14 protein-coding genes and 1 riboswitch are annotated in these 13,857 nt (G+C 76.8%); of the genes, 5 read left to right on the top strand and 9 right to left on the bottom strand.

The window, feature by feature from the left end; all coding sequences use genetic code 11:
* Positions 1-50 precede the first annotated feature (50 nt).
* Positions 51-839 carry a trehalose-phosphatase gene (gene otsB, locus ACYVOF_RS08865; protein WP_460865685.1) on the bottom strand — a complete coding sequence of 263 codons (789 nt, stop codon included), beginning with the start codon at positions 837-839 and terminating at the stop codon, positions 51-53.
* A 5-nt stretch (positions 840-844) separates the two neighbouring features.
* Positions 845-1,969 (bottom strand): Nickel transporter NicT, encoded by a 1,125-nt coding sequence (nicT, locus tag ACYVOF_RS08860; RefSeq protein WP_460865683.1) that lies wholly within the window; start codon positions 1,967-1,969, stop codon positions 845-847.
* Between the two features lie 31 nt (positions 1,970-2,000).
* Positions 2,001-2,182: riboswitch (cobalamin riboswitch) on the bottom strand.
* Between the two features lie 67 nt (positions 2,183-2,249).
* Between nicT and ACYVOF_RS08855 the strand changes: the two genes are divergently transcribed.
* From ACYVOF_RS08855 to ACYVOF_RS08835, 5 genes are all read left to right on the top strand, one after another.
* Positions 2,250-2,864 carry a hypothetical protein gene (locus tag ACYVOF_RS08855; protein ID WP_460865681.1) on the top strand — a complete coding sequence of 205 codons (615 nt, stop codon included), beginning with the start codon at positions 2,250-2,252 and terminating at the stop codon, positions 2,862-2,864.
* 96 nt (positions 2,865-2,960) lie between these two features.
* The gene (locus ACYVOF_RS08850; protein ID WP_460865680.1) at positions 2,961-3,689 is read left to right on the top strand and encodes a YcnI family protein; all 729 of its coding nucleotides are present in this window, start codon (positions 2,961-2,963) and stop codon (positions 3,687-3,689) included.
* 50 nt (positions 3,690-3,739) lie between these two features.
* Positions 3,740-4,270 (top strand): MauE/DoxX family redox-associated membrane protein, encoded by a 531-nt coding sequence (locus tag ACYVOF_RS08845; protein WP_460865696.1) that lies wholly within the window; start codon positions 3,740-3,742, stop codon positions 4,268-4,270.
* Complete coding sequence (locus tag ACYVOF_RS08840; protein ID WP_460865679.1) at positions 4,267-5,082, top strand: DsbA family protein; 816 nt, start codon at positions 4,267-4,269, stop codon at positions 5,080-5,082. The genes ACYVOF_RS08845 and ACYVOF_RS08840 overlap by 4 nt, the downstream gene beginning before the upstream one ends.
* 66 nt (positions 5,083-5,148) lie before the next feature.
* A complete protein-coding gene (locus tag ACYVOF_RS08835; protein ID WP_460865677.1) occupies positions 5,149-5,361 on the top strand; it encodes a TOBE domain-containing protein in 213 nt (70 codons plus the stop codon).
* Positions 5,362-5,365: 4 nt separating this feature from the next.
* Here ACYVOF_RS08835 and ACYVOF_RS08830 read toward each other — a convergent pair whose 3' ends face one another.
* From ACYVOF_RS08830 to ispG, 7 genes are all read right to left on the bottom strand, one after another.
* Positions 5,366-6,211, bottom strand: coding sequence for a hypothetical protein (locus ACYVOF_RS08830; RefSeq protein WP_460865675.1), 846 nt, complete (start codon positions 6,209-6,211; stop codon positions 5,366-5,368).
* A 9-nt stretch (positions 6,212-6,220) separates the two neighbouring features.
* Entirely contained in the window at positions 6,221-7,780 is a 1,560-nt protein-coding gene (locus ACYVOF_RS08825) for a cobyric acid synthase (RefSeq protein ID WP_460865673.1), read from the bottom strand.
* On the bottom strand, positions 7,777-8,637 hold the full coding sequence (gene map, locus ACYVOF_RS08820; RefSeq protein ID WP_460865671.1) for a type I methionyl aminopeptidase: 861 nt from the start codon (positions 8,635-8,637) through the stop codon (positions 7,777-7,779). The genes ACYVOF_RS08825 and map overlap by 4 nt, the downstream gene beginning before the upstream one ends.
* Positions 8,638-8,687: 50 nt before the next feature.
* Complete coding sequence (locus tag ACYVOF_RS08815) at positions 8,688-10,505, bottom strand: penicillin-binding transpeptidase domain-containing protein (RefSeq protein WP_460865669.1); 1,818 nt, start codon at positions 10,503-10,505, stop codon at positions 8,688-8,690.
* A 70-nt stretch (positions 10,506-10,575) separates the two neighbouring features.
* Complete coding sequence (locus ACYVOF_RS08810; RefSeq protein ID WP_460865667.1) at positions 10,576-11,532, bottom strand: hypothetical protein; 957 nt, start codon at positions 11,530-11,532, stop codon at positions 10,576-10,578.
* Between the two features lie 229 nt (positions 11,533-11,761).
* On the bottom strand, positions 11,762-12,598 hold the full coding sequence (locus tag ACYVOF_RS08805; protein WP_460865665.1) for a GNAT family N-acetyltransferase: 837 nt from the start codon (positions 12,596-12,598) through the stop codon (positions 11,762-11,764).
* A gap of 69 nt (positions 12,599-12,667) precedes the next feature.
* On the bottom strand, positions 12,668-13,810 hold the full coding sequence (gene ispG, locus ACYVOF_RS08800; RefSeq protein ID WP_460865694.1) for a flavodoxin-dependent (E)-4-hydroxy-3-methylbut-2-enyl-diphosphate synthase: 1,143 nt from the start codon (positions 13,808-13,810) through the stop codon (positions 12,668-12,670).
* Positions 13,811-13,857 lie beyond the last annotated feature (47 nt).

The following is a 13,857-nucleotide window of genomic DNA, read 5'->3' as shown; positions in this document are numbered from 1 at the left end:
GGTGCTGGCCGCGCGCGACGCCGTGGCCGACCTCCTGTAGGGCGGCCCGCTCAGCCCGCGGCGTCGACCGCGGCGACGAGCTCGCGCAGCCGCCCGGCGACGTCGTCGGGTCCGTCGAGGTGCGGGCCCGCGACGGCCGCAACCTCGGGGTCGGTGCCCGGCCCCTCGACGACGAGGGCGTGCCCGCCGAGCTCGGCCACGGCGGCGAACGCGGGCAGGTCGCCGCGGTCGTCGCCCGCGTAGGCCACCACCTGCAGGTCGTGCGCGGCGGCGAGGCGGCGCAGCGCGGTGCCCTTGTCCTCCCCCACCGGGGGTCGCAGCTCGAGCACCAGCTTGCCCGGCTCCACGGCCAGCCCGGTCGTGCCCGCCACCGCGGCCACGAGGTCGGCCACGGCCCGGCCTGCGGTGCCGGGGTCCGGGCTGCGGCGCCAGTGCACGGCCACCGCCAGCTCCTTGTCCTCCACCAGCACGCCGGGCAGGCCCGCCACCCCCGCCTCGAGGGCGGCCCGGGCCCCCGCGACCACCGGCACCCACCGGGCCACGGCGGGCAGCAGCGTGGTGGCCCCGTCGCGGTGCTCCTGCACCCCGTAGGAGCCGAGCAGCACCACGCCGGCCACCCCGGCGCGGGCGGCGAGGAAGTCGGCCGGACGGCCGGAGAGCAGCGCGACGAGCCCCAGCCGGCGGGCCAGCGAGGCGAGGAGCTCGGCCGTGCCGTCGGGCAGGGTGCTGCTCGCCGGGTCGTCGACGATGGGTGAGAGCACGCCGTCGAAGTCGAGCACCAGGCCGGCTCGGCCGGGGTCGGCGACGAGGGCGCGGCGGACGTCGTCGCGGTCGGTCACGGCGCTCAGGGTGCCAGGCGCTGCTCGGGCCCGGCCGGCGGGGACGCGTCGCGCAGCGCCCACCGCTGCTCGACCCCACCGAGCTTCCACCACCCCACGGCCGCCGCCCACACCACGACGAACAGGGCCACCACCAGGTAGCCGACGTTCTGCAGGTCGAGCCCGGCGACCCAGCCCGTCACCGGGTCGGAGAGGTCGAGGCGGGCGTGGAGCACCCCCACCAGCTCGATGGTGCCGATGAGCAGGGCCACCGCGACGGAGAGTCCGGTGATGGTGAGGTTGTAGTAGATCTTGCGGACGGGGTTCGCGAACGCCCACCGGTAGGCGACCGTCATGAACGCGCCGTCGAGGGTGTCGAACAGCGTCATCCCCGCGGTGAACAGCAGCGGCAGCACCATCACCGCGTACCAGGGCAGCCCGCCCACCGCGCCGGCCCCGGCGAGCACCAGCAGCGTGACCTCGGTGGCGGTGTCGAACCCGAGGCCGAACAGCAGCCCCACCGGGTACATCTGGGCGGGGTGGCGGATGGAGCGCATCAGCGGCCGCAGCACCCGGGTGACCACGCCCCGGTCGTCCAGGGCGGCGTCGAGGGCGTGCGCGTCGTAGCCCTCGCGCCGGGCGCGGCGGAACACCCGGACGATCCCGACCAGGGCGAGCAGGTTGAGCACCCCGATGAGGTAGAGGAACACCCCGGAGATGGAGGTGCCGGCGACGCCGAGCACCTGGCGGACCGGGGACTCCTCGTCGGCGAACGAGCTCACGGCCCGGGCGCCGAGCGCGACGGCCGCGGCGAGGGCGATCACCAGGGTGGAGTGCCCGAGCGCGAACCACAGGCCCACCGACACCGGCCTGCGGCCGTCGGCGAGGAGCTTGCGGGTGGTGTTGTCGATGGCCGCGATGTGGTCGGCGTCGAAGGCGTGGCGGGCGCCGAGGACGTAGGCGGTGACCCCGAGCCCGACGCCGAACAGCTGCGAGCCCAGCTGCAGCCGCTCCGGGACGACCACCCCCACCAGCACCCCCCAGGCCACGACGTTGAGCAGCACGACGGGGGCGAGCACGGCGAGCACGGGCCGGCGACCGAGCCGGCCGGGGTCGTCCTGGGGTCGTGCGGGCAGCACGGGGACGGTCATGGGCGGTTCCTCTTCCAGCACCTCGTGGACAGGATCGAGCGGCACCCCAGCCGGTCTCCTGGCTCGCGGACCCGGCTCGCGCCGGCGCGGGTCCCGCCTTCCCAGGCTCACGCCCAGTGGCACGTCGGGTCCCGCGCGTCGATCCGCTCACAGTGGCGAGGGCCGCTCCGGTGTCGCACCGGATTCCCGAGCACTGAGGCGTCCGGAACGTAGCAGGCCCCACCGACGCGCGGCACCCACGCCCGGGCCGGCGGCCCCGCGCGGTCCGTAGCATCGGCACGTGACCCCCACCCCCGAGGACCGCGTGCCCGCGGTGGTCCGTGGTGGGGGCGTCGGGGGGCTGGCCGCCGCGCTCGCGGTGGCCGCGCACGCCCTGTCCGGCGGCGCGGTGCCCGCCGGCCCGGGCCTGCTCGTCGTCGCCCTGCTGGGCGTGGTGCTCGGCGGCGCGGCCGTGGTGGTCCCCGGGCTGCGCCGCGGCCCGGCCGGCCTCGTCGGCGTGCTCGCCCTCGCCCAGCTCGGCGGTCACCTGCTGCTGCACGGCCTCACCCACCCCGCCACCGCCTCCGCGACCACGCCCGGGATGGCCGGCATGGCCGGGACGGCGCACGCGGCCACCCCCGTCACCGACCTGCCGATGCTGGCCGGGCACACCCTCGCCGCCCTGGTCTGCGCCCTGCTGGTGGTCCGTGCGGAGGACCGGACCCGGGTCGCCCGTCGGCTCGCCGCCGCGCTGCCCGCGCTGGCGCCGGTGCTGCTGGCCCCGCCGCGGCCGGCGGCGGCCCGGCCGAGCCTGCCGGTCCTCGACCACCACGGACCCGCCGTGCCCCCAGCCGCCTGCCCGGTGCGCGGGACGGGGCTGCGCGGTCCACCGCGGCCGGCGACCACCGCACCCTGACACCCGCGCCCGCCCCGGCCGGCACCCCCGGCCACCGCCCCCGGACGACACCGGTGGGCCCCGAGCGGCGCCCCCTCACCGAGAGGTCTCCTCGTCATGCCCGTCCCCCGGACCCCCCGCCCCACCCGCCGTCGCGTCGCGCTCCGCGTCGCCGCCACCGGGACCACCACCGCGCTGCTCGGCCTGGCCGCGGCCGGCGCCGCCTCCGCGCACGTCGTCGTCGACGGCACCGACACCCGTCAGGGTGGCTACGGCGTCGTCACCCTGCGCGTGCCGACCGAGTCCGACACCGCCTCGACCACCGGCGTCACCGTCCGCCTGCCCACCGACACCCCGCTGGCCTCGGTCCGCACCACCCCCGTGCCCGGGTGGAGCGTGGCCGTCGACGGCGGCGACACCCCCACGGCGATCACCTGGACCGCCCAGCCCGGCGGTGGCCTCGGTCCCGGCCAGTTCGGGCTGTTCCCCTTCACCGCCGGCCCGCTGCCCACCGCCGACGAGCTGGCGCTGCCGACGACGCAGACCTACAGCGACGGCACCTCGGTCAGCTGGGACGAGCCCACCCCGGCCGACGGGACCGAGCCCGAGCACCCCGTGCCCACGCTCGCGCTGGCCGCGGCCACCGGGGGTGACCCCGACGGGGCCGCCCCGGCCACCGGCTCCGGGGGCGCGGGGGTCAGCGCGCAGGCGGAGCCCGCCGCGCAGACCGCCGCGGCTCCTGCCGACGGCACCGCACGGTGGTTGGGGGGCACCGGGCTCGTGCTCGGCGCCGCCGGCCTGGTGCTGGGCGCGGGAGCGCTGGTCCGCTCCCGGCGACGGGCGTGAGCACCGCGGCGGGGCCCGGCACGGCGGCGGCCGGACGGGGGCGGCGCGGGCTGCTCGCGGTCGGTCTCCTGGCGCGAGTCGGGCTCGCCGCGGTGTGGCTCGCCTCCGGCGTCCTCAAGGCGGCGGACCCGCTGCAGACCGTCGTGGCCGTGCGCGCCTACCAGCTGCTGCCCGAGGCGGCCGTCGTCCCCGTGGCCGACGCGCTGCCCTTCGTCGAGATCGGCCTGGGGCTGCTGCTGCTGGCCGGGGTCGGGGTGCGCCTGACCGCGGTCGCGTCCGCGGCGCTGCTGGTGGTGTTCCTCGTCGGCGTCGGGTCGTCCTGGGCGCGCGGGCTCAGCATCGACTGCGGCTGCTTCGGTGGCGGCGGCGCGGCTGACGTGGGCCCGCTGGACTACCTCACCGAGATCGGCCGCGACCTGCTGTTCCTCGCCGCGGCCGGGTGGCTCGTCGCCCGGCCCCGCACCCCGTTCTCGCTCGGCCCCCGGTCGAGCACCACGGCACCCCGCCCCCGCGACGGTGCCGACCAGCCAGACCACGCAGACCACCCACACCCCGCAGACCTGACCGAGGAGACCCCATGAGCAGCACCCCCCGCAGGAAGAACGGCAGGACCCCGCCCCGCACCGGCGCGGGACGCGACCGCGGGGCGGCCGCCACCCGCAGCCGCGGCGCGTCGGTCGTCTCCGCCGCCGCCCGCCGGGGCCCGTCGCGCACCCCGTTCGTCGCCGGCGTCGTCGTCCTCGTCGTGCTCGTCGTGGTGATCGGCGGCTACCTCTACCAGCACTCGCGGTCCGCGCCGGCCTCCGGCGGCGTCGTCGCGGCGCAGGACGTCCCGGTCAGCACCGACGGCGGCACGATCGTGGTCGGCCGCACCGACGCCCCGGTCACCCTCGACGTCTACGAGGACGCGCTGTGCCCCGTCTGCGCGCAGTTCGAGCAGCGGGACGGCGCCCGGGTGGCCGCCGCGCTCGACGCCGGCTCGATCCAGGTCCGCTACCACCTGCTGAACTTCCTCAACAGCCGCTCGGCCAGCGGGGACTACTCCACGCGCGCCGCCGCGGCAGCCCTGGCGGTGGCCCGCGACGGGTCGGGCTCGGCCTTCCCCGAGTTCCACTCCGCGCTGTTCCTGCCGACCACGCAGCCGAAGGAGCAGGCCGCGACCGACCTCAGCAACGCCCAGCTGGCCGACCTCGCGGCCCGCCAGGGTGCCTCCGCCGCCGCGCAGGAGCAGATCTCCTCGGGCTCGCTCGTCCCCGAGGCCGCCGCGGCCGCCCAGGCGGGCGAGCAGTCCCTCACGGCGTCGGGCAACGACGTGGCCACCCCGACGATCCTCGACGGGGCCCGGAAGGTGGACATCTCGAACCCCGGCTGGCTGCAGTCGCTGACCGGTTAGCGGCGGTCGCTAACCTGGCCCGCGTCGACCCGCACGGCGGTCGACCACCACGACCGAGGGAGAACCATGCGTCTGTCCACCCGCAACCAGCTCGCGGGCACCGTGACCGAGATCGACCTGGGGTCGGTCATGGCCACCGTCAAGGTGCAGCTCACGGGGGGCGACCAGGTCATCACCGCCTCGATCACCAAGGAGGCCGTCCACGAGCTCGGTCTCGAGGTCGGCACGTCCACCACCGTGCTGGTCAAGTCGACGGAGGTCATGCTCGGCGTCGAGTGACCCCCTAGCCTGGCTGCGGCGCGGCGGCGCCGTCGGGCTCCAGGTCACCGAACCGCGACAGCGCCAGCGCGGCGCCGACGGCGAGGACGAAGCCGGCCACCGCCAGCGGGGCGAGGCCGCGTCGGGTGGTGTCGCCGAGCAGCACGATGCCGACCAGGGCCGGCGCCGCTGTCTCGACCACCACCTGCGCGGCCACGGCCGTGGTGACCGAGCCGCGCTGCACGGCCACGGTGAGCAGGACGATCCCGGCCACCCCGCCCACGACGAGCGCCCACAGCGCCGGGTCGGCCAGCAGCCGCAGGTCGACCCGGTCGGGCAGCACCCGCGCCGCCACGCCCACCACCCCGAACTCCCAGCCCGAGAGGGCACCGAGCACGGCCGCGGCGGACCGGGCGCCCCGCCGCAGGGCCGGCAGCGCCGCCACCACCCCGGCCACCGCGGCCACCACCAGCGCCCACCGCAGCAGCTCCGGGGGGCGGTCGGCGCGCCCGGGCCGGCCCGACGCGCCGAGCAGGGCCAGGCCGATGACCACGGCCAGCACCGCGAGCTGCTCACGCCCGGTGAGCCGCGCGCCCAGCACCGGCACCGCGAGCAGGGCCGTCACCGCCACGGCCCCGGCGACGACCGGCTCGACGACGAACAGCGGCAGCCGGTGCAGCGCGGCCAGCGAGAACAGGAACCCCAGCAGGTCCAGGCCGAGGCCCACCAGGTAGGGCACCTGCCGCAGCACCCGCACCAGCCCCGCGACGTCCTCCAGGGTGGCGGTGCGCCGGGCCCCGACGGCCTGCAGCACCGTCGCCGAGCCGTAGCAGAGCGCGGAGAGCACGGCACCGAGCAGCGCGACGACCACGCGGCGACGCTAGCGGTCGGGAGTGCCGGGCGGCACGAACGGCAGGCCCGGGGTCGGCCCGTCCCGCAGCAGGGTGGCCAGCGCGTCGAGGTCGAGGTGGGCCTCGACGAGGTCGGCCAGCAGGTCGAGCTGGGCGTCGCGGCGCGCGGTGACGTCGACGTCGGGGGCCACCACGAAGCCGTCGCGGCCCGCGGCGGCCGCGACCTCGGTCAGCCAGCGGCGGCGGAACGCGTCGTTGGCCAGCAGGCCGTGCCAGTGGGTGCCGTGCACGGCGCCGCGCCGGCTGCCCTCCTCCGCCCCGTCCGCGGTGGTGAGCAGCGGGGGGTCGCCGGTGCGGGTGACCCGGCCGTGGTGGATCTCGTACCCGGTGACGGCGTGCCCGTCCGCCCGGCCGTGCACCCGGGCCAGCACCTTGGCCGGCTCGAAGCGCACGTCGACGTCGAGCAGGCCCAGCCCGGTCACGGCGCCGACGCCCGACTCGACCTCGTCGAGGATCGCGCGGCCGAGCATCTGGTAGCCCCCGCACACCCCGAGCACGGGGCGTCCCGCCGCGGCGTGGGCGGTGACCGCGCCGGCCAGCCCGGTGCGGCGCAGCCACGCCAGGTCGGCCACCGTCGACTTCGAGCCGGGCAGCACCACCAGGTCGGCCCCGACCAGCTCGGCCGGGTCGGTGGCCCACCGCACGGCCACCCCGTCCTCCGCGGCCAGCGCCTCGACGTCGGTGGAGTTGGAGATGCGTGGCAGCCGGACCGCGGCCACCCGCAGCCAGGCAGTGCCCCGTGGCGGGCCCGGGCGGCCCAGCAGACCCCCGCCGAGCGTGCCGAGGGAGTCCTCCGCGTCGACCCACAGGTCCTCGGCGAACGGCACCACCCCGAGCGTGGGCCGTCCGGTCAGCGCCCGCAGCTGGTCCAGGCCGGGGGCCAGCAGGGCCGGGTCACCCCGGAACTTGTTGACGACGAACCCGCACACCAGCGCCTGGTCGGCCGCCGACAGCACGGCCGTGGTGCCGAAGAGGTGGGCCAGGACGCCGCCGCGGTCGATGTCGCCGACCACGACCACGGGCAGCTGCGCGCGCCGGGCGAGGCCCATGTTGGCCAGGTCGGTGCCGCGCAGGTTGATCTCGGCGGGCGAGCCGGCTCCCTCGCACACCACCACGTCGAACTCGGTGCGCAGCGCGTCGAGCTCGGCGGCCACCACGTCGGCCAGGCCGGCCCGGTGGCGGTGGTAGTCCTGCGCGCCGACCTGGCCGCGGGCGCGGCCCTGCACCACGAGCTGGGAGGTGCGGTCGCTGCCCGGCTTGAGCAGCACCGGGTTGAACCCGCTGCGGGGCTCCAGGCCGGCCGCCTGCGCCTGCAGCGCCTGCGCCCGGCCGATCTCCCCGCCGTCGGGGGTGACCGCGGAGTTGTTGGACATGTTCTGCGCCTTGAACGGCGCGACGGACACCCCGGCGCGGGCGAGCGAGCGGCACAGCCCGGCGACGAGCACGCTCTTGCCCGCGTCCGACGTGGTGCCGGCCACCAGCAGGGCCCCGCGGACCCCGCTCCCCCACGGTCCGGGGACGACGGTCACGGGAGGGTCAGGATCTCAGCACCCGTGTCGGTGACGAGGATGGTGTGCTCGAACTGCGCGGTCCACGAGCCGTCCCGGGTGGTGACCGTCCAGCCGTCGTCCCACTGGTCCCACTCGTGCCCGCCGCCCAGGGTGATCATGGGCTCGATGGTGAAGGTCATGCCCGGCTCGATGATCGTGTCGACCTCGGGGGCGTCGTGGTGGAGCACCACCAGGCCGGAGTGGAACGTGCGGCCGATGCCGTGGCCGGTGAAGTCGCGGACCACGCCGTAGCCGAAGCGGCTGGCGTAGGCCTCGATGACCCGGCCGACGACGTTGAGCGCGCGGCCGGGCTTGACCGCCCTGATGGCCCGCAGCGTCGCCTCGTGGGTGCGCTCGACGAGCAGCCGCACCTCCTCGTCGACGTCGCCCGCGAGGAAGGTGGCGTTGGTGTCGCCGTGCACCCCGTCGAGGTAGCCGGTGACGTCGATGTTGACGATGTCGCCGTCCTGGATGACCGTCGAGTCGGGGATGCCGTGGCAGATGACCTCGTTCAGCGAGGTGCAGCAGCTCTTGGGGAAGCCGCGGTAGCCGAGCGTGGACGGGTAGGCGCCGTGCTCGACGAGGAACGCGTGCACGACGGCGTCGATCTCGTCGGTGGTGACGCCGGGGGCGACGGCCGCCCCGCCGGCGGCGAGGGCCTGCGCGGCGACCCGGCCGGCCACGCGCATCCGCTCGATGACGTCCGGGGTCTGCACCCAGGGGTCGGTGGAGCGGGCGGGCGCGGGGCGTCCCACGTACTCCGGGCGCGCGATGTCGCGGGGGACGGGGCGCTCCGGGGACAGCGTGCCGGGGGTGAGCAGCGTGCGGGCGGGCATGGGCCCAGGGTAGTGCGGCCCCGCCCCCGCGACCGCCCGCCGGGGCGGGGTCACACCCCCGGCGGCAGCGCCTTGAGGAAGTCCTGGGTGACGGCCACGGCGTTGAACGACCCGCCGCCCCCGACGATGAGCGTGGCGAAGGCGACGTCGCCCCGCCACCCGATGAACCAGGCGTGCGAGGTGGTGCCGTCGCCGTACTGCGCCTCCCCGGTCTTGCCGTAGACCTCGCCCTCGTCGGAGATGGTCGACGCGCTCCCGCTCGTCACCACCTGCCGCATCATCAGGCGCAGCCCGTCGACGGTGGCCGGGTCGACCGGGTCGGCCAGCTGGGGCGACGTGGTCCCGGTCCGCTCCACCAGGGTCGGCGTGGGCCGGCTGCCGCCCGCCACGGTGGCCGCGGCCAGGGCCTGCCCGAACGGCGTGACGAGCACCTCGCCCTGCCCGAAGCCGTCCTCGGCGCGGAGCACCTGGTCGGCCGCGGGGGGCACGGAGCCGGTCACCGTGGTCATGCCGGGCACGGTGTAGTCCGGCCCGATGCCGAGCTGGGCCGCGGCGCGGGTGAGGCCGTCGGCGGGCAGCTCGGCGGCGTAGCGGGCGAAGGTGGTGTTGCACGAGGCGGCGAACGCGGTGCGCAGCGGCACCGTGCCCAGGTCGAAGGTGTTGTAGTTGCCGATCTGGCGCTCCCCGATGCTGGCGGTGCCCGGGCAGCCCGTCTGGGTCTGCGGCGTGGCGAGGCCGGCCTGCAGGGTGGCGGCCGCGGTGATGACCTTGAAGGTCGATCCCGGCGGGTAGAGGCCCTGCAGCGCGATCGGGCCCAGCGCGTCGGCCGGCGCGTTCTGGGCCACCGCGAGGACTTCGCCGCTGGAGGGCCGCAGCACCACCATCGCGCTGGGCAGCGCGGGCCGGCCGACCGCCTGCTGCGCGGCCAGCTGCACCGACCGGTCCAGGGAGAGGTCCACCGCGGCCGCCGGTGCGGGCGGGGTCTCGGTGAGCACGTCCACCTCCGCCCCGGTGGGCAGCACGGTGACCACCCGCCACCCGGCGCGGCCGTCGAGCTGGTCGTCGACGGTGCGGCCGACCTCGGTGAGCAGGGCGGGGGCGAACGTCGGGTCGGTGGGCAGCAGCCGTGACTCCAGGGCCGTGCTGACCCCGGGCACCGCGTCGAGGCGGTCGGCGAGCGCGCCGAGGTCGGTGCTGCGGACCACCGCGACCTCGTACGGGGACCCTCCCGCCGCGGCCAGCCCGGCGGTGACACCCGCCGCGGTCACCCCGGGGATGACGGGCCCGAGCAGGGAGCCGAGGGTGGTGGCCGCGGCCCGGGTGTCGACCCCGGGGCCGGGGGTGAGCACGACCCGCTCGACCTCGGTCGGGGCGAGGACCTCGGTACCGCCGCTGTCGAGCACCGCGGCGCGCGGCGGGGTGTCGACGCGCAGCGCCAGCGTCTGGTTGGCCCCGAGCCGCGGGTGCAGGTCCGAGGGGGCCCAGCGCACGGCCCAGTCGCTGCCCCGGCGGGCGAGCTGCAGCTGGCCCGGGTAGCTCCAGTCGCGGCCCCGGGCCAGGGTCCAGTGCACGGTGACGTCGGCCGTGCCGGTGTCCCCGGACGCGCGCACCTTGCCCAGCTCGGCGCGGTAGCCCGTGGCGGCCAGGGACTCCCGGGTGGCGGTCAGAGCGGCGGTGGCCGTCGCCGGGTCGTCCGTGGCCGCCCCGGCCGCGGCGTCGTCCCCGGCCGCGACGGCGTCGAGGAACCGGCTCGCGGCGGCGTCGGGCCCCGGCGGGGACGACGAGCACGCCGCGACGGAGAGGCCCAGGGCGAGGACGAGCAGGGCCACGAGGCCCCGGCGGTGCGGGCTCGAGCGGCGGCGGTCCATCGCCGCCCACGATAGGGACGCACCCGACCGCGGCCCGGGAGGCGCGGCCGCGGGAGGTGCCCCCGGCGGGTCAGAGGTCCGGGGCGCAGGCACCGCGCCCGAGCTCGGCCAACCCGGTGAGGTCACCGGGGCCGTACCGCTCGACGTCCTTCGTCCCGGGGTGGAGCAGCTGCGCCGGGTCGTTGACGTGGGCGAGCCCGACGAGGTGGCCGAGCTCGTGGTCGACGACGGCTCGGGCCTCGCCGGCCGAGGCCGGGTCGGCGAGCAGCCGCCCGATCGACACCGGGTCGAGGTGCACGACACCGGTCACGTAGACCATCCGGCTCGTCGCCGCGGACCAGACCGCCTGGCTGCCCGCCTCGCCCGCGAGACCCGCGGCGAAGTCGGGCACCTCGCTCGGGGTGACCCAGGCCACGAGCACCGGGGCCCACCGGTCGCCGTACCGCTCGGGCTGGTAGGCCTCCCGCCACTGCGTCGGTCCCTCGTCGGTCGGTGGGTCGAGCACGAGCCGCAGCCCCGTCGCGGCCGAGACGTCGGCCAGTGCGGCGGCGAGCAGCGCGTCAGCACCGGTCGGTGCGCGGTCCGGCCGGACCGCCACGTGCACGGGTCGGCACGGGTCGTACGCGACCGGGCTCCCGTCCTCCTGCTCCGCCACCCACCGGTGCGACGGGCTGGTCACGGTGACCGGGGCAGGGGCACCGATCGGCTCCGCCCGCGCCTCGAACCCCGGCGTCGGGGCCGTGGCGCGACCGGTGGCGACCGCCACCCGTTGCTGCGTCGCGGGCAGGAGCGACCCGTCGACCCAGGCCACCCCGGCGGTGACCGCGGCCAGGACGAGCACCACGCCCACGGCGCGCCACCGCCGGGCACGGCGTGGCGGCGGACCCAGCACCGGTGGGCCGGCGCGCCACGGCGCCGGCGTGGCGGGCCGGCCGGTCGCCTCGTCCAGCACCCACTGCGGCACGCGTCCCGTGGGCGAGCGCGGGACGTCGGGCAGGCGGCGGGGGCTGCGGTCGTGGTGCGGCACGGGACCTCGTCTCGCCGGGCGTGGACCCCACCGGCCCGTCGCTGCGCGCAGCCTCGCCGCTGCCGCGGCCCCCCGCGGCCGCCGCGACCACCTGCCACCCTGGCGGGTGACCGGGTTCGCCCGACGGGGTGGGTCCGCCGGTGCAGCAGCACGGTCGCGTCTGGTGCAGGAGCACGGTCGCGGCTGGTGCACGAGCACGGTGAACATCAGTGCAGGAGCACGGTCGCGACTAGTGCAGGAGCACGGTCGCGAAGGTGCCGACCTCGGTGAACCCGACCCGGTCGTACGCGCGCCGGGCGGCGACGTTGAAGTCGTTGACGTACAGGCTCGGCGTGCGGCCCATGGCCTGCACCCCGGCGGCGACGGCGGCCGTGCCGGCGACCCCGACACCGCGGTCGCGCCGGGCCGGGTGCACCCACACGCCCTGGATCTGGCCGACCCGGTCGGACAGCGAGCCGATCTCCGCCTTGAACACCACGTGCTCGTCCTCGAAGCGGGCCCAGGCCCGGCCCGTGGCGATGAGGTCGGCCACCCGGGCGCGGTAGCTGCGGCCCCCGTCGGCGCCGCGCGGGTCGACCCCCACCTCCTCGGTGAACATGGCCACGGCGGCGGGCAGGTACCGGTCGATCTCGTGGGGCTGCACCGGGCGCACCAACGGGTCCGGGGCCACGAGCGGGGGCCCGGTCAGGGCCAGCAGCGGCTGGCGGGGCCGCACGTCGCGCGCCGCCCCCCACACGGGGGCGAGCTGCTCCCACAGCGGCAGCACCAGGTGCGCGGGCCCGACCAGCGAGGAGCACGAGCGCGAGCCACGCCGGGCGCGGTCGCCGAAGGCGCGCACCGCGTCCGGGCCGCCGAGCAGCGGGATGAGGTTGGCCCCGGAGAAGCACAGCGAGTCCTCCGGCGAGCCCGAGGTCCACAGCTCGCCGTGCACCCGGTAGGCCTCGACGCCGACCTCGGCGACCCGCGCGGCGACCATGCAGGAGGCGACGGGGTCGAGCTCGAGGGCGCGCCGGACGGCGGCGAGGTCACCGCTGCCGAGCTGCCGCACCGCAGCCGTCCTGAGCACGTCGTCCAGCGTGCCACGCCGCGGGTCCGGGCGACGACCGGAGCGCAGCACCACCGCCGGGGTCCCCGCTCAGCCCACGGTGACGGTGGCGCCGCCGGAGTCCCCGGCGGCCGCCTCGGCCTCCATCGAGTCGGCGATCTTCATGGCCTCCTCGATGAGGGTCTCGACGATCATCGCCTCGGGCACGGTCTTGATGACCTCGCCCTTGACGAAGATCTGGCCCTTGCCGTTGCCGGAGGCGACGCCGAGGTCGGCCTCGCGGGCCTCCCCCGGGCCGTTGACGACGCAGCCCATGACGGCGACGCGCAGCGGCACCTCCATGCCCTCGAGCCCGGCCGTGACCTGGTCGGCGAGGGTGTAGACGTCGACCTGCGCGCGACCGCAGGAGGGGCAGGAAACGATCTCGAGCTTGCGCGGGCGCAGGCCGAGGGACTGCAGGATCTGGTTGCCGACCTTGACCTCCTCCACCGGCGGGGCGGAGAGGGAGACGCGGATGGTGTCGCCGATGCCCTTGCTCAGCAGCGCGCCGAACGCGACGGCGGACTTGATGGTGCCCTGGAAGGCGGGCCCGGCCTCGGTCACGCCGAGGTGCAGCGGGTAGTCGCTCTGCTCGGCGAGCAGCTCGTAGGCCCGCACCATGGTGACCGGGTCGTTGTGCTTGACGGAGATCTTGATGTCGTGGAAGTCGTGCTCGGCGAACAGGCCGGCCTCCCACAGCGCCGACTCCACCAGCGCCTCCGGGGTGGCCTTGCCGTGCTTGGCCAGGATGCGCGGGTCGAGCGAGCCGGCGTTGACCCCGATGCGGATGGGGATCCCCGCGTCCTTCGCGGCGAGCGCGACCTCCTTGACCCGGCCGTCGAACTCCTTGATGTTGCCGGGGTTGACGCGCACCGCGGCGCACCCGGCCTCGATGGCGGAGAAGATGTAGCGCGGCTGGAAGTGGATGTCGGCGATGACCGGGATCTGGCTCTTGGCCGCGATCGCGGTGAGCGCGTCGGCGTCCTCCTGCCGGGGGCACGCGACGCGGACGATGTCGCAGCCCGACGCGGTGAGCTCGGCGATCTGCTGCAGCGTGGCGTTGACGTCGTGGGTCTTGGTGGTGCACATCGACTGCACGGAGACGGGCGACTCGCTGCCGACGCCGACGTCGCCGACGCGCAGCTGGCGGGTGGGGCGCCGCGGCGCCAGGACGGGAGCGGGGCCTTCGGGCATGCCCAGCGAGATCGGGACGCTCACGGCGGACGACCTTCCTTGTTCGG

It is taken from the genome of Rhodococcus aerolatus, from assembly GCF_054783215.1.
Note: the sequence above shows the minus strand (reverse complement) of the source record. Positions and strands in the feature narration are given on the sequence as shown.